Raw genomic sequence first — 20990 nt, 5'->3', positions numbered from 1 at the left:
GGATTAGGCCGGCACGTTGAAGACGTGGCGGAGGTAGGCGACGAAGTTCTCGTCGCGGCATTGGGTCTTGCCCGGGGCGTCGGATATCTTCGCCACCGGATGGCCGTTGCAGGCCGTCATCTTCAGGACGATGTTCATCGGCTCGACCCCCGGGATGTCGCAGGTCAGGTTGGTGCCGATGCCGAAGCTGACGTTGATCTTGCCACGTAGCGCGCGGAACAGCTGCAACGCCTTGGGCATGTCCAGCCCGTCGGAGAACACCAGGGTCTTGCTCTGCGGGTCGATACCCAGGCGGCGGTAGTGGGCGATGGCTTTCTCCGCCCAGGCCAGCGGGTCGCCCGAATCGTGGCGCAGGCCGTCGAAGAGCTTGGCGAAGTACAGGTCGAAGTCGTCGAGGAAGGCGTCCATGGTAATGCAGTCGGTCAGGGCTATGCCGAGCTGCCCGCGGTACTCGCGGACCCAGCAGTCCAGCGCCGCTTGCTGGCTGTCGACCAGCCGCGGGCCGAGTTGCTGGTGGGCCATCAGCCATTCGTGGGCCATGGTGCCGATCGGCTTGAGATCGTACTCGCGGGCCAGGTGCACGTTGCTGGTGCCGACGAAGCGCCCGGGGAAGTCGCGCTTGAGGATATGCACCACTTCCTCCTGGGTGCGGTAGGAGAAGCGCCGGCGGGTGCCGAAGTCGGCGACCTGGAATTCCGCGAGTTCCTCGCTGCTGGCCTGGGCGGAGAGCCAGTCGAGCTTGCGATAGAGCTGCTCACCGACCTGTTCCAGGACCACCTCGCGGTAGCGATAACGGTTGCGCACCTCGCTGACGATGGCCAGCAGCGGCACCTCGAAGAGGATCACGTGCAGCCACGGGCCGCGCAGGCGGATCGCCAGTTGGCCATCCTCGATGCCGGTGTGCACGTAGCGCAGGTTGAAGCGGAACAGGCTGAGGAAGCGGATGAAGTCCGGCTTCATGAACGGGATGCGTTCGAGGAAGGCGAGCTGGTCGGCGGTTACCTCGACTTCGGCGAGGCGCTCGATCTGGTAGCGGATCTCCGCCAGGTACGGACGCAGGTCCTCGGCGTTGCGGCAGCGGAATTCCCACTCCACTTCGGCGTTGGGGTAGTTGTGCAGCACCGCCTGCATCATGGTCAGCTTGTAGAAATCGGTATCGAGCAGGTTCTGCACGATGCGCTCGGCAAAGACGCTTTCGGCCATGTTCACTTCTCCTTGTCGGCGCCGGCGAGGGCGCTATCCAGTCGTTCCAGGTCGGCGCAGAGGATCACCCCGGCGTCGCGCATCTCGTCGCAGGCCCGCTGCGCGGTGTCCTCGGCGATGGCCCGGCAGGCGGGCAGGTAGAGCAGCACCTCGAAACCGGCGCGGCGCAGTTGCAGGGCGGTGTTCTTCACGCAGTAGTCCAGCGCCAGGCCACCCACCAGCACATGGCTCACGCCATTCTGCCTCAGGTATTCGATGACCCCGGTGCTGCGGCGTTCCGCCAGATCGTGGTAGCAGGCGCCGTAGGGATGCAGGTCCGGCTCCACGCCCTTCCAGACGAAGAAGTCGTAGTCGATCGGCCGCGGCAGTTCGTCGAGCAGCTCGAAGCCCGGCGTACCCGGTACGCAGTGGCTCACCCAGGTCAGGTCGGCGTCCGGATAGGCCAGCGGCCGCAGCATCTGCTCGGCGCTTTCCACTACCCAGGCAGCCTTCGGGCTGTGCGCGTCCTTGCTGCCCAGGCGCAGCGCGGCGCGGCTGGCCAGTTGGTTGAGGGCGGCGCCGATGGCGTCGCCGCCGGGCACCGGCAGTTCGTCCGGGCACAGCGGGGTGAAGCCTTTCTGGGCGTCGACATCGAAGCTGGCGATCTTGCTGGGGCGATTCATGGAAGCCTCCGCTTGACGGGTTGGGGCTGAATGTGGGTACATAATTCATCACGTGAAATAAGTCGTCAAGCACTTGTACTACAAAATTTCGCAGTGGAAGGTATTTTCTATGCGTGATGAAATAAGTTCCCGGATTCGCCGACTGCCTGCCGGGATGAGCGGCGGACGCGCCCCCGACTTCGCCCTCGCGGTCTACGGTGGGGCGTTCGACCCGCCACACCCCGGCCATGAGTCGGTGATCCGCCGGGCGCTGCTTTGCGCCGAACGGGTCGCCCTGGTGCCGAGCCACCGCCACGCCTTCGGCAAGCGCATGGGCGATTTCGAGCTGCGCTGCCGCTGGCTGGCGCGGCTGGCCCGGCGAATCGATCCGCGGCGGGTGTATTGCGAGCCGATCGAAGCAGGATTGATGCCCGATCGTCCGGCGGTCTACAGCATCGACCTGCTGGAAGCGCTGGCCGCGCGTAGCGGCCTGGCGTCAGCGCGGATCGCCCTGCTGATCGGCGCCGACAACGAGGCGGAGCTGCCGCGCTTCGAACGCGCCGCCGAATTGTGCTGGCGCTTCGGCCGGCTGGTGGCGGAGGAGCGGCTGCCGCTGCACAGCTCGATGATCCGCCAGCGCCTGCGTGAAGGGCTGGCGGTACCGGAGGCCTGGTGCCTGCCGGAAGTGAAGGACGAACTGCACTGCTATGGCGGCGAACGCCAGGCGGTCTGAAGAGAGGAGTGACGATGAGTTCAGCGGAAGTATTGGCCAGCGTGGATATCGTGGCGTTGCGCCTGAACCCCGGGCACGGACTGGAGCTGTTGCTGATCCGCCGCGCCCAGGCGCCTTTCGCCGGCCAGTGGGCCTTGCCCGGCGTGCTGGTCAACGGCCGCAGCGCCGACCACAGCCTCGACGACGCGGCGGTGCGCGCCCTGCGCGACAAGGCGCGGCTGGAGCCGGCCTACATCGAGCAGGTGGCCACGGTCGGCAACGCGGTACGCGACCCGCGCGGCTGGTCGCTGAGCGTGTTCTACCTGGTGCTGGTCGGCCCGGACACCCGGGTGGAGGACGACGACCTCGACTTCGTGCCGCTGCGCGACGTTCGCAGCGAGCGCTTCGCCCTGCCGTTCGACCACGCCCAACTGGTACAGCAGGCCTGCGAGCGCCTGGCGAGCAAGTCGGTGTACAGCGCCCTGCCGCTGTTCCTGCTGGCGCCGCGCTTCACCGTGGCCGAGGCGCTGAAGGCCTTCGAGTGCGCCATCGGCCAGGAAGTCCAGCATTCCAGCCTGCGCGGCCGCCTGGAGCGGATGAAGGAGGCTGGCTGGGTCGAGGACACCGGCGAACGCCAGCGTCCGCCCATGGGGCGCCCGCAACACGTCCTGCATTTCACCCCGAAGCCGGGCGGCGCCTTCGTTTTCGACCGCAGCCTGCTGGCGTCCTGACAAACGGGTGCGGCAGGGCCGGTGAGGCCGCTCCCTGCCGCGCTTGCTAGACGGTGAAGCGCTGGATCTGCTGCTCCAGCCCGTTTGCCAGCTTCGCCAGCTCGACACTGGAGGTGGAGGTCTTCACCGCGCCCTCGGCGACTTCGCCGATGCTGGCATTGAGCGAGTCGATGTTCTGGCTGACCTCGCTCGCGGTGGCGGTCTGTTCTTCCGTCGCCGTGGATATCTGCGCGTTGCTCTGGGCGATACCTTCGACCGCCTGGGCGATGAGACCGAGCGCCTTTCCCGCCTCGTGGGCGCGCTGGACGCTGACCTGGGCCTGCTCGCGTGACTGCTGCATCACGCTGACCGCGCTGCTGGCGCCTGCCTGCAGGGCTTCGATCATCTCGCGGATGGTTTCGGTGGCCTTGTGCGTATTGGTGGCCAGGCTGCGCACTTCATCGGCGACCACCGCGAACCCGCGTCCGGCCTCGCCCGCCCGTGCGGCTTCTATCGCGGCATTGAGGGCGAGCAGGTTGGTCTGCTGGGCGATGTTCTGGATGACTTCCAGGACGGTGCTGATTTCATCGGTCTTGTTGCGTAGCGTGTCGATGACGGCTCCCGCCTCTCCGACCATGACCGACAGGCCCTGGATGGCGTCGAGGTTCGCATGCACGAGGCCGGTTCCGGTGTGCGCCTCGCTGTTCGCCGATTCCGCGCTGGCCGCGGCGGCCTGGGCGTTCCGCGCCACGTCCTGGACCGCCATGCTCATCTGGTGTACCGCCGTGGCGACCATGTCGGTCTGGTCGCCCTGGGACGTGGCGACATGGCTGACCTGGTTGCTGATGGCGCTCATCTCGTCCGAGGTGACGGTCAGCTTCCTGGCCGTTTCGGCGAGATGGCGGAGCAGCGCCTGCTGGCTTTCCAACATCATATTGAATGCGCGCGCCGTATCGGACACTTCGTCGCGCCCGCGCGCATCGGCGCGGAGCGTGAGATTCGAGGAGTCCTGCACGCGGCGGATCACCCCGCGCAGATCGGAAAGCGGGCGCATGATCGACAGGCTGATGAACCAGGCCGCGGCGACGATGAGGACCAGGGCTGCGGCGCCGATGAGCAGGAAGGTGGTGCGCATGGAGTCGTAGCGTTTCTCCATCTGCTCGTTGAGCTTGGCGCCTTCGCTGAGCTGCAGGTCGATCAGCGTCGACAGCGCGGTTCCCAGCGGATCGAACGCACCATACATCTCGCGATTGAACGTGCCGGCCTCGACGTTTCGCAGGCTTCCGGCCCTGGCCTGCTCGCCGTATGCCAGGGTCATCCGCTTGACCTGTTCCAGGGTGGGGACCAGCGACTCGATGATTTCCTTCTCGGCGGCAGTCCGGTGGTCTGCGGAATAGTCGGCCCACGACTTCTCGATGCGCGACAGCGCCCCACTCAACTCCTGCTGCAGGCGCTCTTCATCGAAGACGCCCGCACGGTACTTGTGCAGGGCGTCGACCACGCTGACCGCAACGGCGTCGGCGACGATCTTGAGCTGGCTGATGGGCTTCATCCGGTTGTTGAAAAGGTCCTGGAAGCTGGCATCGAGTCGACTGGCGTTGGCCAGCGCCATCGCGATGACCGTGACGAGCATCGTCAGGGGCAGCAACGCCAGGACCAGCAGGCGGATTCGAACCGTGACGCCAGTGAGCATGGGACGTTCCGAGGTGAACCGAGTGAGAGTAAAGATGGTTCCGCGCAGCGGAAACGTCAAACCGGGCCGTGGCGCGTCTGGCGGGGGCCCGCTGAGGGTTGCTCCTGCTCCAGGCGCTCTACCATCCACTCGATGAAATGGCGCACCTTGGGGACTTCCGCGGCATGCTCGGGATAGGCCAGGTAGTAAGCCTCCTGGCTGGGCAGGGCGTGCGGCCAGGCGATCGCCAGCTTGCCTTCGGCGAGTTCCTCCTCGACCAGGAAGCGCGGTAGCAGGGCTACCCCGCAACCGGCCTGGGCGGCGCGGATGCACATGTAGAAGGTGTCGAAGCGTGGACCGTGGTAGCAACCCTGGCAATTTCGCTCCAGGCTGGCGAACCAGTCGTGCCAGGCCTCCGCGCGGCTGGCGTTCTGCAGCAGCACCAGCCCCGCCAGTTGGGTCGGTTCGTCCAGTCCGCCGGCCGGCAGCAGGGATGGCGCGCAGACCGCCACCAGTTGTTCGCCGAACAGGCGTATGCACTCGGCGCCCGGCAGGGTGCCGGGGCCGAAGAAGAACGCCAGGTCGCAATGGCCCTGGCGCAGGTCGTCCGGTTCCAGTTCCTGGCGCAGATCGAGGTGGATGTTCGGGTGGCGGTGGCGCCAGCCGTTCAGTTGCGGGATCAGCCAGCGCGCGCCGAAGGTCGGCGGGGTCGCCACTCGCAGCACTTCGGTCTCGCCGCCGTAGGAAAGCAGGAAGCGGGTGGACAGCTCTACCTGTTGCAGGATGCGGCGTACCTCGGCCAGGTACAGCTCGCCGGCCGGGGTCAGTTGCAAGCGCTTGCGCACCCGGCGGAACAGGGCGTGCTGCAGTTGCTCCTCGAGTTGCGCGACCTGCTTGCTCATGGCGCTCTGGGTCAGGCTCAACTCTTCGGCGGCGCGGGTGAAGCTCAGGTGCCGGGCTACCGCTTCGAAGCATTGCAGGGCGGTCATCGACGGCAGGCGGCGTTTGTTCAGCATGGCGGGTTTCCTGGCGCGGGTGGAGCGGGCGGAACGCGTTATATGAATAAACGGAATGACGTGGGGAGGAAAGCTCGCTTGCCGGAGTGCCGGGCGACGCTTATTACTGCCGGCAAGTCTCGCGATAGAGCATTCGCTGGCTTATGACGAATCCGTCACAGGGCTTTGCGCCGAACGTGGCGTCGCTCACGGATATGTCCATGTCGTATTCGAATCGACTTTTTCCGTCAAGTACCGAATCCCGGGAAGTTCATGTTCATATTAATTTTAAAAACCGCTCTGTCCTGCACTTTCATTGAAAAAGAGGACCTCAATTAGTGCGTGCAGCGCACCAGTGACGTGCAGTTTCTAACCGCTTCAATATCGTTGTAGAGTTATTCCTAGGAACGGTTCAGGCCTTGTGAGGCCTGGGCTGTAGCTCTCCGAAGGGGATTCGGAGAAATGCCTAAATGACTGATTTCCAATAACAAAGATAAAAACGGAAAGGAGGGCTAAAGTTCTTGTGGCCGGCCACTCAGGAAAAAAACGAATGGCACGCCGCTTGCTCTGCCTGTTGAGCGAAACACAACAACAACATCGTAGTTACGAGCGCCAACATCATCCTCAGGAGCAACACCCCATGTCCAAGAAGCTGTTCAGAAAAGGCATCCTGGCTCTCGCGGTTTCGTCCGTGATGGGTCTTTCCACGCATGCGCTGGCCGACGTCGTGATCGGCGTGGCCGGACCGCATACCGGCGCCAACGCCTCCTTCGGCGAGCAATACTGGCGCGGCGCGTCCCAGGCGGCGGAAGACATCAACGCGGCGGGTGGGATCAACGGCGAGAAGATCAAGCTGGTCAAGGCCGACGACGCCTGCGAACCGAAGCAGGCCGTGGCCGTGGCCAACCGCCTGGTGGACCAGGACAAGGCCATCGCCGTGGTCGGCCATTTCTGCTCTTCTTCGACCATCCCCGCATCCGAGGTCTACGACGAGGCCGGGATCATCGCCATCACCCCCGGTTCCACCAACCCGCAGGTCACCGAGCGCGGACTCTCCGGGATGTTTCGCATGTGCGGCCGCGACGACCAGCAGGGCGTGGTCGCCGGCGACTATATCGTCAAGGTGCTGAAGGCCAAGAAGGTCGCGGTGATCCACGACAAGGACACCTATGGCCAGGGCCTGGCGGACGCCACCAGGGCGCAACTGAACAAGCTCGGCGTGAAAGAGGTTCTCTACGAGGGCCTGACCCGCGGCGAGAAGGACTTCAACGCGCTGGTTACCAAGATCCGCGCCTCCGGTGCCGAGGTCGTCTACTTCGGCGGCCTGCATCCGGAAGCCGGTCCGCTGGTACGGCAGATGCGTGAACAGGGACTGACCGCCAGGTTCATGTCCGACGACGGCGTGGTCACCGACGAACTGGCGACCACCGCCGGCGGTCCGCAGTACGTCAAGGGCGTGCTGATGACCTTCGGCGCCGACCCGCGGCTGATCCCCGACGGCAAGGCGGTGGTGGAGAAGTTCCGTGCCGGCGGTTTCGAGCCGGAAGGCTACACCCTCTACTCCTACGCCTCGATCCAGTCCCTGGCGGCGGCCTTCAACGGCGCCGGCGCCAACGATCCGGCCAAGGCCGCCGAGTGGCTGAAGTCGCATCCGGTGCAGACCGTGATGGGCAAGAAGGAATGGGACAAGAAGGGCGACCTGAAAGTCTCCGACTACGTGGTCTACGAGTGGGACGACAAGGGCAAGTACCACCAGTTGCCCTGATCGCGCTCGACCGCCATGCGCCGGGCACAGACCCGGCGCATGGGTAAGTCCGGGAGCTGCTGAAGTGCTCGCCCGTGCTTGCCGCCGTAGTGCGGATTCACCGAAGACGTCTGCGTGTGGTCGGTCTGGAGTCCCGCGATCCGGGGCCGTTTCAGTAGCACCCGTCCGCTTTCACCGGCGAGCGCCGGCGCGCCTTACAAAGGCCGTCGCGATTCGCTCTGAAGAGACTGAAAAATGGACGGCATCTTCCTCCAGCAAATGATCAACGGGCTGACCCTCGGCTCGGTCTACGGCCTCATCGCCATCGGCTACACCATGGTCTACGGCATCATCGGCATGATCAACTTCGCCCACGGCGAGGTGTACATGATCTCCGCCTACCTGTCGGCCATCGCCCTTGCCCTGCTGGCCTTCTTCGGCCTGCAGAACTTCCCGCTGCTGATCCTCGGCACCTTGCTGTTCACCGTGCTGGTGACCTGCACCTACGGCTGGGTGATCGAGCGCATCGCCTACAAGCCGCTGCGCAACTCCACGCGCCTGGCGCCGCTGATCTCGGCGATCGGCATGTCGCTGATTCTGCAGAACTACGTGCAGGTGGCACAGGGACCGCGCCAGCAGGGGATCCCGACCCTGCTCGACGGCGCCCTGAAATTCCACGTCGGCGACGGTTTCGTCCAGCTCACCTACACCAAGCTGTTCATCCTGATCGCTTCGCTGATCGGCATGGCAGTGCTGACCTACGTGATCCGTTACACCAAGCTCGGGCGCATGTGCCGGGCGACCCAGCAGGACCGCAAGATGGCTTCGATCCTGGGGATCAACACCGACCGGGTGATCTCCTACGTGTTCGTCATCGGCGCGGCGATGGCCGCCCTTGCCGGGGTGCTGATCACCATGAACTACGGCACCTTCGACTTTTACGCCGGCTTCATCATCGGCATCAAGGCGTTCACCGCGGCGGTGCTCGGCGGCATCGGCTCGCTGCCCGGGGCGATGCTCGGCGGCCTGGTGCTGGGAGTGGCCGAGGCGCAGTTCTCGGGGATGGTCAACACCGACTACAAGGACGTGTTCGCCTTCTCGTTGCTGGTACTGATCCTGATCTTCCGTCCCCAGGGCCTGCTCGGCCGCCCGCAGATCGCCAAGGTGTAAGGGGACGACGATGAGCAACGAGACTTCCATCGATCTCAAGCAGTGCGTCCTCGATGCCGTGCTCTCCGGGTTGATCGCCCTGGTGGTGTTCGGCCCCATCGTCGGCGTGGTCCTCGACGGCTACGGCTTCAACCTGCATTACGAGCGGGTCGGCTGGATCATCGCGATCGTGATGGCCGGGCGCTTCCTGCTCAGCCTCTACCTGCAGACCCGCGGCGGGCGCGCCGTGCTGGAGCGCTTCGAGGGGGCTGGCAGCGGCGTCCACGTCCTGCCGCCGGGCTACAAGACCCGCTTGCGCTGGATCGTGCCGCTGATCCTGGTGGCCGCGGTGATCTTCCCGTTCTTCGCCAGCAAGTACCTGCTGGCGGTGGTCATCCTCGGCCTGATCTACGTGCTGCTGGGCCTGGGCCTGAACATCGTGGTCGGCCTCGCCGGGCTGCTCGACCTCGGCTACGTGGCCTTCTACGCCATTGGCGCCTATGGCCTGGCGCTGGGCTACCAGTACCTCGGCCTGGGCTTCTGGACCGTCCTGCCGCTGGCCGCGCTGACCGCCGCGGTGGCCGGGGCGATCCTCGGCTTCCCGGTGTTGCGCATGCATGGCGACTACCTGGCGATCGTCACCCTGGGCTTCGGCGAGATCATCCGCCTGGTACTGAACAACTGGCTGTCCTTCACCGGCGGGCCGAACGGCATGCCGGCGCCGGCGCCGACCTTCCTCGGCCTGGAGTTCGGCCGCCGGGCCAAGGATGGCGGGATGCCGATCCACGAGTTCCTCGGCATCGCCTACAACCCCAACATGAAGTTCCTGTTCATCTACGTGGTGCTGTTCCTGGTCGTGCTGCTGGTGCTCTACATCAAGCACCGGCTGACCCGGATGCCGGTCGGGCGCGCCTGGGAGGCGCTGCGCGAGGATGAGATCGCCTGTCGCGCGATGGGCCTCAACCATGTGCTGGTGAAACTCTCGGCGTTCATGCTCGGCGCCTCCACCGCGGGACTGGCCGGGGTGTTCTTTGCCAGCTACCAGGGCTTCGTCAACCCGTCCTCGTTCAACTTCTTCGAGTCGGCGCTGATCCTCGCCATCGTCGTGCTCGGCGGCATGGGCTCGACGGTCGGGGTGGTGATCGCCGCCTTCGTCCTCACCGTGGCGCCGGAGCTGCTGCGCAGCTTCGCCGACATCCGCGTGCTGCTGCTCGGGATACTCATGGTGGTGATGATGATCTGGCGGCCGCGCGGGCTGATCCGCATCAGCCGGGTGGGCTTCGCCCCGCGCAAGGGGGTGGCGCCATGAGCGACAAGATCCTCAGCGTCGAGCACCTGATGATGCACTTCGGCGGCATCAAGGCGCTCAACGACGTCAACCTCGACGTCGAGCGCGGTTCGATCACCGCGCTGATCGGCCCCAACGGCGCCGGCAAGACCACCGTGTTCAACTGCCTCACCGGCTTCTACAAGGCCACCGGCGGCAACATCCTGCTCAACACCCAGGGGCGCACCACGGACGTCATCCAGGTGCTCGGCGAGCCGTTCCAGCTGGACGACTTCGTCAAGCCGCCGCAACTGGGCAGTCGCCTCTACTACAAGATGTTCGGCGGCACCCATCTGGTGAACCGCGCCGGGCTGGCGCGGACCTTCCAGAACATCCGCCTGTTCAAGGACATGTCGGTGGTGGAGAACCTGCTGGTGGCGCAGCACATGTTCGTCAACCGCAACCTGCTCGCCGGCATCCTCAACACTCCCGGCTATCGCCGTGCCGAGAGCGAGGCGCTGGACCACGCGTTCTACTGGCTGGAGGTGGTCGACCTGGTGGACTGCGCCAACCGCCTGGCCGGCGAGATGTCCTACGGCCAGCAACGGCGCCTGGAGATCGCCCGGGCCATGTGCACGCGGCCGGAACTCATCTGCCTGGACGAACCGGCCGCCGGCCTCAACCCGGCCGAGACCCACGCCCTGAGCAACATCGTCCGCTACCTGCGCGACCACCACGGGATCACCGTACTGCTGATCGAGCATGACATGGGCATGGTGATGAACATCTCCGACCACATCATTGTGCTCGACCACGGCGACGTGATCGCCCGTGGCAACCCCGAACAGATCCGCCATGACGAGAAGGTGATCGCCGCCTATCTCGGTGCCGACGAAGAGGAGCTGTCATGAGCGCGGCGTTGCTGGAATTCCGTGAGGTGGACGTGTTCTACGGGCCGATCCAGGCGCTGAAGAAGGTCTCGCTGCAGGTCAACGAGGGCGAGACGGTGAGCCTGATCGGTGCCAACGGCGCGGGCAAGTCGACGCTGTTGATGTCGATCTTCGGCCAGCCGCGCGCGGCGGCCGGGCAGATCCTCTATCGCGGCCAGGACATCCGCCAGAAGTCGGCGCACTACGTGGCGTCCAACGGCATCGCGCAGTCGCCGGAAGGACGCCGGGTGTTCCCCGACATGAGCGTCGAGGAAAACCTGCTGATGGGTACCATTCCCATCGGAATGGACCACGCCGAGGAGGACATGCAGCGCATGTTCGAGCTGTTCCCGCGCCTGAAGGAGCGGCGCAACCAGCGCGCCATGACCATGTCCGGCGGCGAGCAGCAGATGCTCGCCATCGCCCGCGCGCTGATGAGCCGGCCGAAGTTGCTGTTGCTCGACGAGCCCTCCCTGGGCCTGGCGCCGATCGTGGTCAAGCAGATCTTCCAGACCCTGCGCGAGCTGGCCAGGAGCGGCATGACCATCTTCCTCGTCGAGCAGAACGCCAACCATGCGCTGAAGCTCTCCGACCGCGCCTACGTGATGGTCACCGGGGAAATCCGCATGAGCGGCAGCGGCGAAGAACTGCTCGGCAACCAGGAGGTGCGCAACGCCTATCTCGGCGGACATTGAGCGCGCCCCGCCCCGGCTGCCTGGCCGCCGGGGCGGGCGCTGCCCTGGAGCCACGGAGGAAACTCGACTTATGCACAGCCTGCGCTTTTTCAGCAACGCCGAGGTCGCCGAGCGCCTGTCCTATCCACAACTGATCGAGGCGTTGCGCATCGGCCTGGCCAAGCCTTGCAGTGCGCCGCTACGCAGCTGCCATGCCTTGCCGGCGCAGGCCTCGCTGCTACAGATGCCGGTGTGGCAGGCCGGTGAGGGGATCGGCGTGAAACTGGTGACGGTGTTCCCTGGCAATGGGGCGCGTGGCCTGCCGGCGGTGGCCGCGGTGTTCGCTCTGTTCGACGGCGAAGACGGTCGCCCGCTGGCGTTGCTGGAGGCTTCGGAGCTGACCGCCCGGCGTACCGCCTGCAGCTCGGCGCTGGCCGCCGACTACCTGGCGCGGGACGATGCGCGGCGCCTGCTGGTGGTCGGCTGCGGAACCCTGGCTGCGCACATGGTGCGGGCCCACGCCTGCGTGCGCGACTATCGCCACATCGACATCTGGGGCCGCGATCCGGCCAAGGCCGCCGCGCTGGCCGCCCGGCTGCGCGAGGAGGGCTACCCGGCGCGAGCGGCCGACGGGTTGCGCGCGGCGGTGGAGGCGGCCGATTGCGTCAGTTGCGTTACCACCGCCCGCGAAGCGCTGGTGCGCGGCGCATGGCTGAAGCCGGGCGTCCATCTCGACCTGGTCGGCGCCTTCCTGCCGTCCATACGCGAGACTGACGCCCTGGCGGTGGCGCGCGCGCGGGTCGTGGTGGATACCCGCGCAGGCGCGCTGGAAGAGGCCGGCGACCTGTTGCAGGCGATCGCCGAAGGCGCCATCGGGCGCGAGGCGATATCCACCGAACTGCGCGACTTGCTGGGCGGGGCAGGGCGGCGCGGCGATCCCGGGGAAATCACCCTGTTCAAGTCGGTGGGTTATGCGCTGGAGGACCTGGTCGCCGCGCGCCGGGTTGTGGATAACGCCGCCTGAGGTTGTTCAGGATTTCTGTGCGGGGGCTTGTGGATAAGGTGGGTAAGAACCGCCAAGCCCCTGAATTGGCGAGGGTTAGGCGTGGCTGGTCAGAAAATGATCAGTGCTCGCGCCGGGGCACTTATCCCCAGCGCGTGGTCATGCCGCTGCCACAGTTGTTCAGGAAAACTGTGCGACGCCCTGTGGACAAGTTGGTGGCTGTTCGCTGCGGCCCAAGCACGGTGCGGGCTCCGCGAGGTTGGTCGTTTTTTGAGCAGGCGCCTCGGCAAACTCGTGCGCAACTGTATGGCCAACCGGGCACGGCGAGGCTCTAGAATCCCCGGACATCGTTTTTCCGCCCCGTACGAGGAGATGCCCCATGTCGTCCACCCTGTTCATCACCGGCGCCACCTCAGGCTTCGGCGAAGCCTGCGCCCGTCGTTTCGCCGAGGCCGGCTGGTCGCTGGTGCTCACCGGCCGTCGCGAGGAGCGTCTGCAGGCCCTGGCCGGCGAGCTTTCGGCGAAGACCCGGGTGTTGCCGCTGACCCTGGACGTGCGCGACCGCGCGGCGATGAGCGCGGCCGTGGACAACCTGCCGGAAGAGTTCGCCACCCTGCGCGGCCTGATCAACAACGCCGGCCTGGCGCTGGGCACCGACCCGGCGCAGTCCTGCGACCTGGACGACTGGGACACCATGGTCGACACCAACATCAAGGGCCTGCTCTACAGCACGCGCCTGCTGTTGCCGCGGCTGATCGCCCACGGCGCCGGGGCGAGCATCGTCAACCTGGGTTCGGTGGCCGGCAAGTGGCCCTATCCGGGTAGCCATGTCTACGGCGGCACCAAGGCCTTCGTCGAGCAATTCTCCCTGAACCTGCGTTGCGACCTGCAGGGCACCGGGGTGCGCGTGACCAACCTCGAGCCGGGGCTGTGCGAGAGCGAGTTCTCCCTGGTCCGCTTCGGCGGCGACCAGGCGCGCTACGACAAGACCTACGCCGGGGCCCATCCGATCCAGCCGGAAGACATCGCCGAGACCATCTTCTGGATCATGAACCAGCCCGCCCACCTGAACATCAACAGCCTCGAGATCATGCCGGTGAGCCAGTCCTGGGCCGGCTTCGCCATCCACCGCGAAAGCTGACCGGCGGAGGCGGCCGGGGCGCGCTATGATGCCCCGGTCGTCCCGATCGAATAAGCGAATTCCATGAGCAAACCGGGCCAACGCGTGCTGGCCGAGCTGCGCAAGCTGATCGCTTCCGGCGAACTCGCCGCCGGCGAGCGCATCGTCGAGATTCCCACCGCCGAACGCCTGCAGGTCTCGCGCATGCCGGTGCGCATCGCCCTGCGTACCCTCGAGCAGGAAGGCCTGCTGTGCAAGACCGGGCGCGGCTACAGGGTGCGCGCGGTGACCCGCGAGGATATCGCCGGCGCGGTCGAGGTGCGCGGCGTGCTGGAAGGCCTGGCGGCGCGCCAGGCGGCCGAGCGCGGGCTGTCCGCCGAGGCACGGGCGACCCTGGAGGAATGCCTGGCCGAGGGCGACCGATTGTTCGCCAACGGCCAGGTCCTGCTGGAGGAGCTGGAGCGCTACCAGCGCATGAACATGCGCTTCCACCGCACCATCATCGAGGCCAGTGGCAACCCGGCGATCGCCGTGGCGCTGGCGCGCAACGACCACCTGCCGTTCGCCTCGGTGAGCGCCCTGGCGGTGGATCGCGACAATCTCGAGCAGGAATTCCGCCGTTTCAACTTCGCCCACATGCAGCACCACGCGGTGGTCGACGCGCTGGTCAACGGCCAGGGGGCGCGCGCCGAGGCGATCATGCGCGAGCACGCCAATGCGACCCTGCGCTACGCCGACTACTTCGATCCGGCGCGGAAGGGCGTCACCGTGCTTCACGGCGACGTCGCCGCCGACTAGAGATCCAGCACCAGCCGTGGGCTGCGCGAACGCGAACAGCAGGGCGTGAAGCAATCGTTGGCGGCCTGCTCCTCTTCGCTGAGGTAGAGGTCGCGATGCTCCGGCTCGCCGTCCAGCACGCGGGTCAGGCAGGTGCCGCAGATGCCCTGCTCGCAGGAGGCCGGCAGGTCCACCCCGGCTTCGCGCAGGGCCGCCAGCACGGTCTGCCCGGCGGCGACCCGGATCAGCGCCCCGTTGCTCGCCAACTGCACTTCGAAGGTGCCGTCCGCATTGGCGTCCCGTGGCGCGGCGGCGAAGTGCTCGCGATGCAAGCGGCTTGCTTCCCAGCCCAGTTCGCGGGCGCTTTCTTCGATCCACTGCATGAAGCCCGCCGGCCCGCAAAGGTATAGCTGGGCGTCGCGCGGACTGGCCGCCAGCAGGGCGCGAAGGTCCGCGCGGCGGCTGCTGTCGCCGTGGTCGAAGTGGCAGTACACGCGGTCGGCGAAGGCGCACCGGTCAAGATAGTCGACGAAGGCCGCGCGCTCGGCGGAATGCGCGCAGTAGTGCAACTGGAAGTCGGCGCCATCGCGGGCCAGGCGTTCGGCCATCGCCAGCAGCGGCGTGATGCCGATGCCGCCGGCGAACAGCAGGCGCGGACCGGGCTCCGGCGACAGCGGGAAGAGATTGCGCGGCTCGCCGATGCGCAGCCGCTGGCCGACCCGCAGTTCGGCGTGCAGCGTGGCCGAGCCGCCGCGCGAGTCGCGGCAGCGCAGTACGGCGATACGGTAGTGGCGCGGCCGTTCGGCGGGGCCGCAGAGGGAGTACTGGCGGACCAGGCCGTTGGGCAGGTGCAGGTCGATGTGCGCGCCCGGCTCGAAGGACGGCAGTGCCGCCCCGTCGGCCCGGAACAGTTCGAAGCTGTGGATATCCTGCGCCTCCAGGCGGATGGCGCCGACGATGACCTCGATCATGGCGAAGGCTCCCGTCAGGCCTGGGCGCGGTTGGGGGCGGCGGCCTGGCGCTCGTCCGCCAGCAGGCGCTCGATGATGCGCCGGGCCTGCACGCCGCCGGCGTCGATGTTCAGTTTCAGCAGGTCGCGCCGTGGATGGCGCAGCAGGTTGCGCTGTTGGCTTTCGAGCATTTCCAGGTCTTCGCCGAAGATCTTTCCCTGGCCTTCGCGAATGCTCTCGGTAAGCGCCTGGTCGTGGGCCTGGAAGTTGCGCGCCATGCCCCAGAAGTACCAGATGGAAGTGGCGCTCTCCGGGGTGATGAAGTCGACCACGATGCTCGCCGCCTTGCGCTCCGCCGGCGCCTGGTAGCCACCGTGGCCGGCGTGGGCCACGCCGACCTCGATCAGCACGTGGCTGGGCGGCGTGAAGCGGCAGATCTGCCAGCGGTCCACCGCCACGTCGTCGGCCAGGCCGTTGCCGCGCAGGGCCATGCGCCAGAACGGCGGGGCCATGACATTCTGCATGTGGCGGCTGGTGATCACCTCGTCGCCTTCCACCCGCGTGGTCGGCGCGGCCTCGTCGATTTCCTTCTGGCCGATGCTGGACGCATGGACGTAGGTCTCGTGGGTCAGGTCCATCAGGTTGTCGATCATCAGGCGATAGTCGCAGTGGATGTGGTACAGCCCGCCGCCATAGGCCCAATCGGGGCTTTCCGCCCATTCCAGGCGGGGTATCAGCGCGGCGTCGGCCTGTTCTTCCGCGCCCGGCCAGACCCAGACGAAGCCGTGCCGTTCCTGCACCGGGAAGCGACGGATGCAGGGGAAGCCGCGGACCCGCTGGCCGGGCATCGCGCGGGTGCGACCGTCCTCGCCCATCGCCAGGCCGTGGTAGCCGCAGACCAGCACGCCGTCCTCGACGAAGCCCAGCGACAGCGGCGCGCCACGGTGCGGGCAGAAATCCTCGAGGGCCGCCACGCGGCCGTCCTCGCCTCGGTAGAAAACCATCGGCTCGTCGCAGATGCGTCGGCCGAGCGGCTTGCCGGCCAGTTCGTCGGGGGTGCAGGCCACGTACCAGGCGTTCTTCGGAAACATCGTCGGATCCTCTCGTTGTTTTTGTAATTGGATCCAATAATTCGCGAGGCAACTTTTCCAAGTCAACCGCTTCTGTACAAAAAATAATCCGTTCGATAGTCGCACATAAAAAACTTCAGGAATAAATCGCTCAATTATCTCGTTCCAGAGCCTTTCTCAGATTTCGCTGACAGTGGGATATCCGCTGGTCTTCCGTCTTCTTGTCGCACAAATGGATCCAATAGGATTGCGGCATCGACGCAACGGTGCCAGGGTGCCTGCGCTTGCCGTGCCTACAACAACAAGAAAAAGGGTCTTCCCGATGATGGATTCCTGCATTCCCGCGCCTCGCTCCCGCCTGCCGTCGCTTCTTTCCTGTCCGCTCGGGGAGGGCCGCCCATGAACCGGGACTTGCGCCGCGCTCTCGACGACGAACCGATGCGGCCGTTCCAGTGGCTGGCGGTGGCTGTGTGCATCGTGCTCAACCTGATCGATGGCTTCGACGTGCTGGTGATGGCCTTCACCGCATCTTCGGTGGCCGCCGAATGGAACCTGGGCGGCGCCGAGATCGGCCTGCTGCTCAGCGCCGGCCTTTTCGGCATGGCCGCCGGCTCGCTGTTCATCGCGCCCTGGGCCGACCGCTGGGGGCGCCGCCCGCTGATCCTCGCCTGCCTGGCGCTGTCGGGCCTGGGCATGCTCGCCTCGGCGCTGAGCCAGGCGGCCTGGCAACTGGCGTTGCTGCGCGGGCTGACCGGGCTGGGTATCGGCGGCATCCTCGCCAGCAGCAACGTGATCGCCAGCGAGTACGCCTCGCGCCGCTGGCGCGGCCTGGCGGTAAGCCTGCAGTCCACCGGCTACGCGCTCGGCGCGACCCTTGGCGGACTGCTCGCGGTATGGCTGATCGGCGCCTGGGGCTGGCGCTCGGTGTTCGTCTTCGGCGCTGGCCTGACCCTGGCGGTGATCCCGCTGGTCTGCCTGTGCCTGCCGGAGTCGCTGGACTTCCTCCTGGCGCGCCGGCCGCCGCGGGCGTTGCAACGGGTCAACGCGCTGGCCCGGCGCCTGGGCCGCGCGGCGCTCGCGGAACTGCCGAGCCCGCCCGGTGGCGGAGCGGAGCACGGTAGCCGCCTCGCCCGGTTGCTTTGCGTTGCCCAGCGACGTACCACGCTGCTGCTCTGGGCGCTGTTTTTCCTGGTGATGTTCGGCTTCTACTTCATCATGAGCTGGACGCCGAAGCTGCTGGTCGCCGCCGGCCTGTCCACCGCCCAGGGCATCACCGGCGGCACCCTGCTGAGCATCGGCGGGATCTTCGGTGCCGCCTTGCTCGGCGGGCTTGCCGCGCGCTTTCGCCTGGAACGGGTGCTGGCGCTGTTCATGCTGCTTACCGCCGCTCTGCTCGCGCTGTTCTCGCTGAGCGCCGGGCTGCCCGGCGCGGCCTTGCCGCTGGGACTGCTGATCGGGCTTTGCGCCAACGCCTGCGTGGCCGGCCTGTATGCCCTGGCGCCGAGCCTCTACGACGCTTCGGTGCGCGCCACCGGGGTCGGCTGGGGGATCGGCGTCGGTCGCGGCGGGGCGATCCTCTCGCCGCTGGTGGCCGGGCTCCTGCTCGACGACGGCTGGCAGCCGCTGTCCCTCTATGGGGCGTTCGCGGCGGTGTTCGTCGCCGCGGCCGCCGTGTTGCCGCTGCTCGGTGCGCGGCGTCGCGAGCGCTCGCCGACGCTGGGAGACGCTGCGTGAGGGCCGCCGGCGTTTCAGCGTTGGGCGGCGATGATCGCCTCGGCGATGGTGGTGCGGAACCAGTTCAGCGCCGCCGAGCGTTCGCTGCTCTCGTGCCAGTGCAGGGAGACGTCGAACGGCGGCAGGGTGAAGGGCAGTTCGAGCATGCGCATGCCGCCTTCGGCGACGAAGCGATAGGCGATCTGCGCCGGCAGGATGGTCAGCAGCTCGGTACCGGGAATGATCTTTGGCAGCACCGAGAAGTGCGGCACCCGCAGGCTGATGCGGCGCTGCACCTGCATGGCCTCGAGCACGTCCTCGGCGATGCCGTGGCCGGAGGTACGGGTCACCACGATGTGCCGCTCGGCCAGGTACTGCTCCAGGCTCAGGCTGTCGCCGATCCGCGGGTGGCGGTCGCTGAGCAGGCACACGTAGCGCTCGTGCAGGACCCGCTGGCTGCGCGCGCCGGGCACCGGCTGGCGGCAGATCGCCGCGTCGACCTTGGCGCTGCTCAGCCAGGCGCCGACCTCGTCCACCTGCAGCGGCAGCACTTCCACTTCGGCGAACGGCGCGTCGCGGGTCAGGCGTTCGAGGATCAGCGAGAGGAAACCCACTTCGCCGAGATCGGTGAGGGCGATGCGGAAACGTCGCTCGGTGGTCGCCGGATCGAAGTGGCGAACGCTCTGTACCGCGCCCTCGATGCGCGTCAGCGACTCGCGGAAGGTGCCGTAGAGCTGCTCGGCGACGAAGGTCGGCTGGATGCCGTCGCGGGTGCGGGTGAACAACGCGTCGTCGAACAGTTCGCGCAGGCGCGCCAGGGCGTAGCTCACCGATGGCTGGGTGACGAACAGGCGCTCCGCGGCGAGGGTCACGCTGCCCGCTTCGTAGAGGGTGACGAAGGTGCGGATCAGGTTGAGATCGATCGGACTCATATAGACCAATTCTATTTTTTATAGAAAGAGTATCGATTTGATTGACTATCGAGCGGCTGCAACAGTAGCGCAAATCCAGGAAACGAGCTTGAAGGCCTGCATGAAAACCGTCCATTCCGCGTCTTACGAGATCCTCCGTCGCCACGGCCTGACCACCGTCTTCGGCAACCCCGGCTCCAACGAGCTGCCGTTCCTCAAGGACTTCCCCGAGGATTTCCGCTACATCCTCGGCCTGCACGAGGGCGCGGTGGTCGGCATGGCCGATGGCTTCGCCCTGGCCAGCGGCCGCCCGGCCTTCGTCAACCTGCATGCGGCGGCCGGCACCGGCAACGGCATGGGCGCGCTGACCAACGCCTGGTACTCCCATAGCCCCCTGGTCATCACCGCCGGGCAGCAGGTGCGCTCGATGATCGGGGTCGAGGCGATGCTCGCCAACGTCGATGCCGGACAACTGCCCAAGCCGCTGGTGAAATGGAGCCACGAGCCGGCCTGCGCCCAGGATGTGCCGCGCGCGTTGAGCCAGGCGATCCAGACCGCCAGCCTGCCGCCGCGGGCGCCGGTGTACCTGTCGATTCCCTACGACGACTGGGCGCAACCGGCGCCGGCCGGTGTCGAACACCTGGCCGCGCGCCAGGTCAGCGGCGCCGCGCTGCCGGCGCCGGCATTGCTGGCCGAACTCGGCGAGCGCCTGTCGCGCTCGCGCAACCCGGTGCTGGTGCTCGGTCCGGACGTCGACGGGGCGAATGCCAACGGCCTGGCCGTGCAACTGGCGGAGAAGCTGCGGATGCCGGCCTGGGTCGCGCCGTCGGCCTCGCGCTGTCCGTTCCCCACCCGCCATGCCTGCTTCCGCGGCGTGCTGCCGGCGGCCATCGCCGGGATCAGCCGGCTGCTGGACGGCCACGACCTGATCCTGGTGGTCGGCGCGCCGGTGTTCCGCTATCACCAGTTCGCCCCCGGCGATTACCTGCCGGCCGGCGCCGAGCTGGTGCAGGTCACCTGCGATCCCGGCGAAGCGGCACGGGCGCCGATGGGCGACGCGTTGGTCGGCGACATCGCGCTGACCCTCGAGGCACTGCTCGAACAGGTCCGCCCCAGTGCGCGGCCGTTGCCCGAGGCGCTGCCGCGACCGCCGGCGCTGGCCGAGGAGGGCGGACCGCTGCGGCCGGAAACCGTGTTCGACGTGATCGATGCGCTGGCGCCGCGCGACGCCATCTTCGTCAAGGAGTCGACTTCCACCGTGACCGCCTTCTGGCAGCGCGTGGAGATGCGCGAGCCGGGCAGCTACTTCTTCCCGGCCGCCGGCGGACTCGGCTTCGGCCTGCCGGCGGCGGTCGGCGCGCAACTGGCGCAGCCGCGGCGGCAGGTGATCGGGATCATCGGCGACGGCTCGGCCAACTATGGCATCACCGCACTCTGGAGCGCCGCGCAATACCGTGTGCCGGCGGTGTTCATCATCCTCAAGAACGGTACCTACGGCGCCCTGCGCTGGTTCGCCGGGGTGCTCGAGGTGCCCGATGCGCCGGGGCTCGACGTGCCCGGCCTGGACTTCTGCGCGATCGCCCGCGGCTATGGCGTCGAGGCGCTCCACGCGGCCACCCGCGAAGAGCTGGAAAGCGCCTTGAAGCATGCCCTGGCCGCTGATCGCCCGGTTTTGATCGAGGTGCCGACGCAAACCATCGAACCCTGATGTTCCACGGCGCCGCCCCATGCCAGAGTGGGCGGTGCCGAC

At 67.0% G+C, this 20990-nt stretch carries 19 protein-coding genes; 12 read left to right on the top strand and 7 right to left on the bottom strand.

Annotated elements, in window-relative coordinates; translation table 11 throughout:
* Positions 1 to 3 precede the first annotated feature (3 nt).
* Together pncB and AC4OR5_RS23050 are read right to left on the bottom strand one after the other, a co-directional pair.
* Positions 4 to 1203 (bottom strand): nicotinate phosphoribosyltransferase, encoded by a 1200-nt coding sequence (gene pncB / locus AC4OR5_RS23055; protein ID WP_033954691.1) that lies wholly within the window; start codon positions 1201 to 1203, stop codon positions 4 to 6.
* A gap of 2 nt (positions 1204 to 1205) precedes the next feature.
* Positions 1206 to 1865 carry a nicotinamidase gene (locus AC4OR5_RS23050; RefSeq protein WP_003095584.1) on the bottom strand — a complete coding sequence of 220 codons (660 nt, stop codon included), beginning with the start codon at positions 1863 to 1865 and terminating at the stop codon, positions 1206 to 1208.
* A 109-nt stretch (positions 1866 to 1974) separates the two neighbouring features.
* Between AC4OR5_RS23050 and AC4OR5_RS23045 the strand changes: the two genes are divergently transcribed.
* Positions 1975 to 2577 (top strand): adenylyltransferase/cytidyltransferase family protein, encoded by a 603-nt coding sequence (locus AC4OR5_RS23045; RefSeq protein ID WP_010895688.1) that lies wholly within the window; start codon positions 1975 to 1977, stop codon positions 2575 to 2577.
* 14 nt (positions 2578 to 2591) lie between these two features.
* Entirely contained in the window at positions 2592 to 3287 is a 696-nt protein-coding gene (locus tag AC4OR5_RS23040) for an NUDIX domain-containing protein (protein WP_003095579.1), read from the top strand.
* 46 nt (positions 3288 to 3333) lie between these two features.
* On the opposite strand, the gene AC4OR5_RS23035 is transcribed toward AC4OR5_RS23040, so the two are convergent.
* Together AC4OR5_RS23035 and AC4OR5_RS23030 are read right to left on the bottom strand one after the other, a co-directional pair.
* Positions 3334 to 4959, bottom strand: a complete 1626-nt coding sequence (locus AC4OR5_RS23035; RefSeq protein ID WP_021263653.1) for a methyl-accepting chemotaxis protein — start codon at positions 4957 to 4959, stop codon at positions 3334 to 3336.
* A 56-nt stretch (positions 4960 to 5015) separates the two neighbouring features.
* Positions 5016 to 5954, bottom strand: a complete 939-nt coding sequence (locus AC4OR5_RS23030) for a LysR substrate-binding domain-containing protein (protein WP_003095575.1) — start codon at positions 5952 to 5954, stop codon at positions 5016 to 5018.
* Positions 5955 to 6573: 619 nt separating this feature from the next.
* On the opposite strand from AC4OR5_RS23030, the gene AC4OR5_RS23025 reads away from it, so the two are divergent.
* The 8 genes from AC4OR5_RS23025 to AC4OR5_RS22990 all read left to right on the top strand — a co-directional run bounded on the left by AC4OR5_RS23025 (position 6574) and on the right by AC4OR5_RS22990 (position 14617).
* Positions 6574 to 7698 carry a branched-chain amino acid ABC transporter substrate-binding protein gene (locus AC4OR5_RS23025; protein ID WP_003135508.1) on the top strand — a complete coding sequence of 375 codons (1125 nt, stop codon included), beginning with the start codon at positions 6574 to 6576 and terminating at the stop codon, positions 7696 to 7698.
* A gap of 234 nt (positions 7699 to 7932) precedes the next feature.
* Positions 7933 to 8847, top strand: coding sequence for an ABC transporter permease subunit (locus AC4OR5_RS23020; protein WP_003095571.1), 915 nt, complete (start codon positions 7933 to 7935; stop codon positions 8845 to 8847).
* Between the two features lie 10 nt (positions 8848 to 8857).
* A complete protein-coding gene (gene livM, locus AC4OR5_RS23015; protein ID WP_058159934.1) occupies positions 8858 to 10135 on the top strand; it encodes a high-affinity branched-chain amino acid ABC transporter permease LivM in 1278 nt (425 codons plus the stop codon).
* Complete coding sequence (locus tag AC4OR5_RS23010) at positions 10132 to 11004, top strand: ATP-binding cassette domain-containing protein (RefSeq protein WP_003095566.1); 873 nt, start codon at positions 10132 to 10134, stop codon at positions 11002 to 11004. The genes livM and AC4OR5_RS23010 overlap by 4 nt, the downstream gene beginning before the upstream one ends.
* A complete protein-coding gene (locus tag AC4OR5_RS23005) occupies positions 11001 to 11717 on the top strand; it encodes an ABC transporter ATP-binding protein (RefSeq protein WP_003095563.1) in 717 nt (238 codons plus the stop codon). The genes AC4OR5_RS23010 and AC4OR5_RS23005 overlap by 4 nt, the downstream gene beginning before the upstream one ends.
* Before the next feature lie 70 nt (positions 11718 to 11787).
* Entirely contained in the window at positions 11788 to 12720 is a 933-nt protein-coding gene (lhpI, locus tag AC4OR5_RS23000) for a bifunctional Delta(1)-pyrroline-2-carboxylate/Delta(1)-piperideine-2-carboxylate reductase (RefSeq protein WP_116271222.1), read from the top strand.
* Between the two features lie 358 nt (positions 12721 to 13078).
* Positions 13079 to 13840 carry an SDR family oxidoreductase gene (locus AC4OR5_RS22995; RefSeq protein WP_003095557.1) on the top strand — a complete coding sequence of 254 codons (762 nt, stop codon included), beginning with the start codon at positions 13079 to 13081 and terminating at the stop codon, positions 13838 to 13840.
* 63 nt (positions 13841 to 13903) lie between these two features.
* On the top strand, positions 13904 to 14617 hold the full coding sequence (locus AC4OR5_RS22990; protein ID WP_003109450.1) for a GntR family transcriptional regulator: 714 nt from the start codon (positions 13904 to 13906) through the stop codon (positions 14615 to 14617).
* Here AC4OR5_RS22990 and AC4OR5_RS22985 read toward each other — a convergent pair.
* Both AC4OR5_RS22985 and AC4OR5_RS22980 read right to left on the bottom strand, forming a co-directional pair.
* On the bottom strand, positions 14614 to 15567 hold the full coding sequence (locus AC4OR5_RS22985; protein ID WP_003095554.1) for a PDR/VanB family oxidoreductase: 954 nt from the start codon (positions 15565 to 15567) through the stop codon (positions 14614 to 14616). The genes AC4OR5_RS22990 and AC4OR5_RS22985 overlap by 4 nt on opposite strands.
* 14 nt (positions 15568 to 15581) lie before the next feature.
* Positions 15582 to 16637 carry an aromatic ring-hydroxylating dioxygenase subunit alpha gene (locus AC4OR5_RS22980; protein ID WP_003099966.1) on the bottom strand — a complete coding sequence of 352 codons (1056 nt, stop codon included), beginning with the start codon at positions 16635 to 16637 and terminating at the stop codon, positions 15582 to 15584.
* Between the two features lie 378 nt (positions 16638 to 17015).
* Between AC4OR5_RS22980 and AC4OR5_RS22975 the strand changes: the two genes are divergently transcribed.
* On the top strand, positions 17016 to 18350 hold the full coding sequence (locus AC4OR5_RS22975) for an MFS transporter (RefSeq protein WP_003095547.1): 1335 nt from the start codon (positions 17016 to 17018) through the stop codon (positions 18348 to 18350).
* 14 nt (positions 18351 to 18364) lie between these two features.
* Here AC4OR5_RS22975 and AC4OR5_RS22970 read toward each other — a convergent pair whose 3' ends face one another.
* Positions 18365 to 19261 (bottom strand): LysR family transcriptional regulator, encoded by an 897-nt coding sequence (locus AC4OR5_RS22970; RefSeq protein WP_003095545.1) that lies wholly within the window; start codon positions 19259 to 19261, stop codon positions 18365 to 18367.
* Between the two features lie 100 nt (positions 19262 to 19361).
* Between AC4OR5_RS22970 and mdlC the strand changes: the two genes are divergently transcribed.
* Positions 19362 to 20948, top strand: coding sequence for a benzoylformate decarboxylase (gene mdlC / locus AC4OR5_RS22965; protein ID WP_003109446.1), 1587 nt, complete (start codon positions 19362 to 19364; stop codon positions 20946 to 20948).
* Positions 20949 to 20990: the final 42 nt, after the last annotated feature.

Source organism: Pseudomonas sp. YA1 (assembly GCF_058680555.1).
The sequence above is the reverse complement of the archived record's forward strand: the minus strand, read 5'-3'. Positions and strand labels throughout refer to the sequence as shown.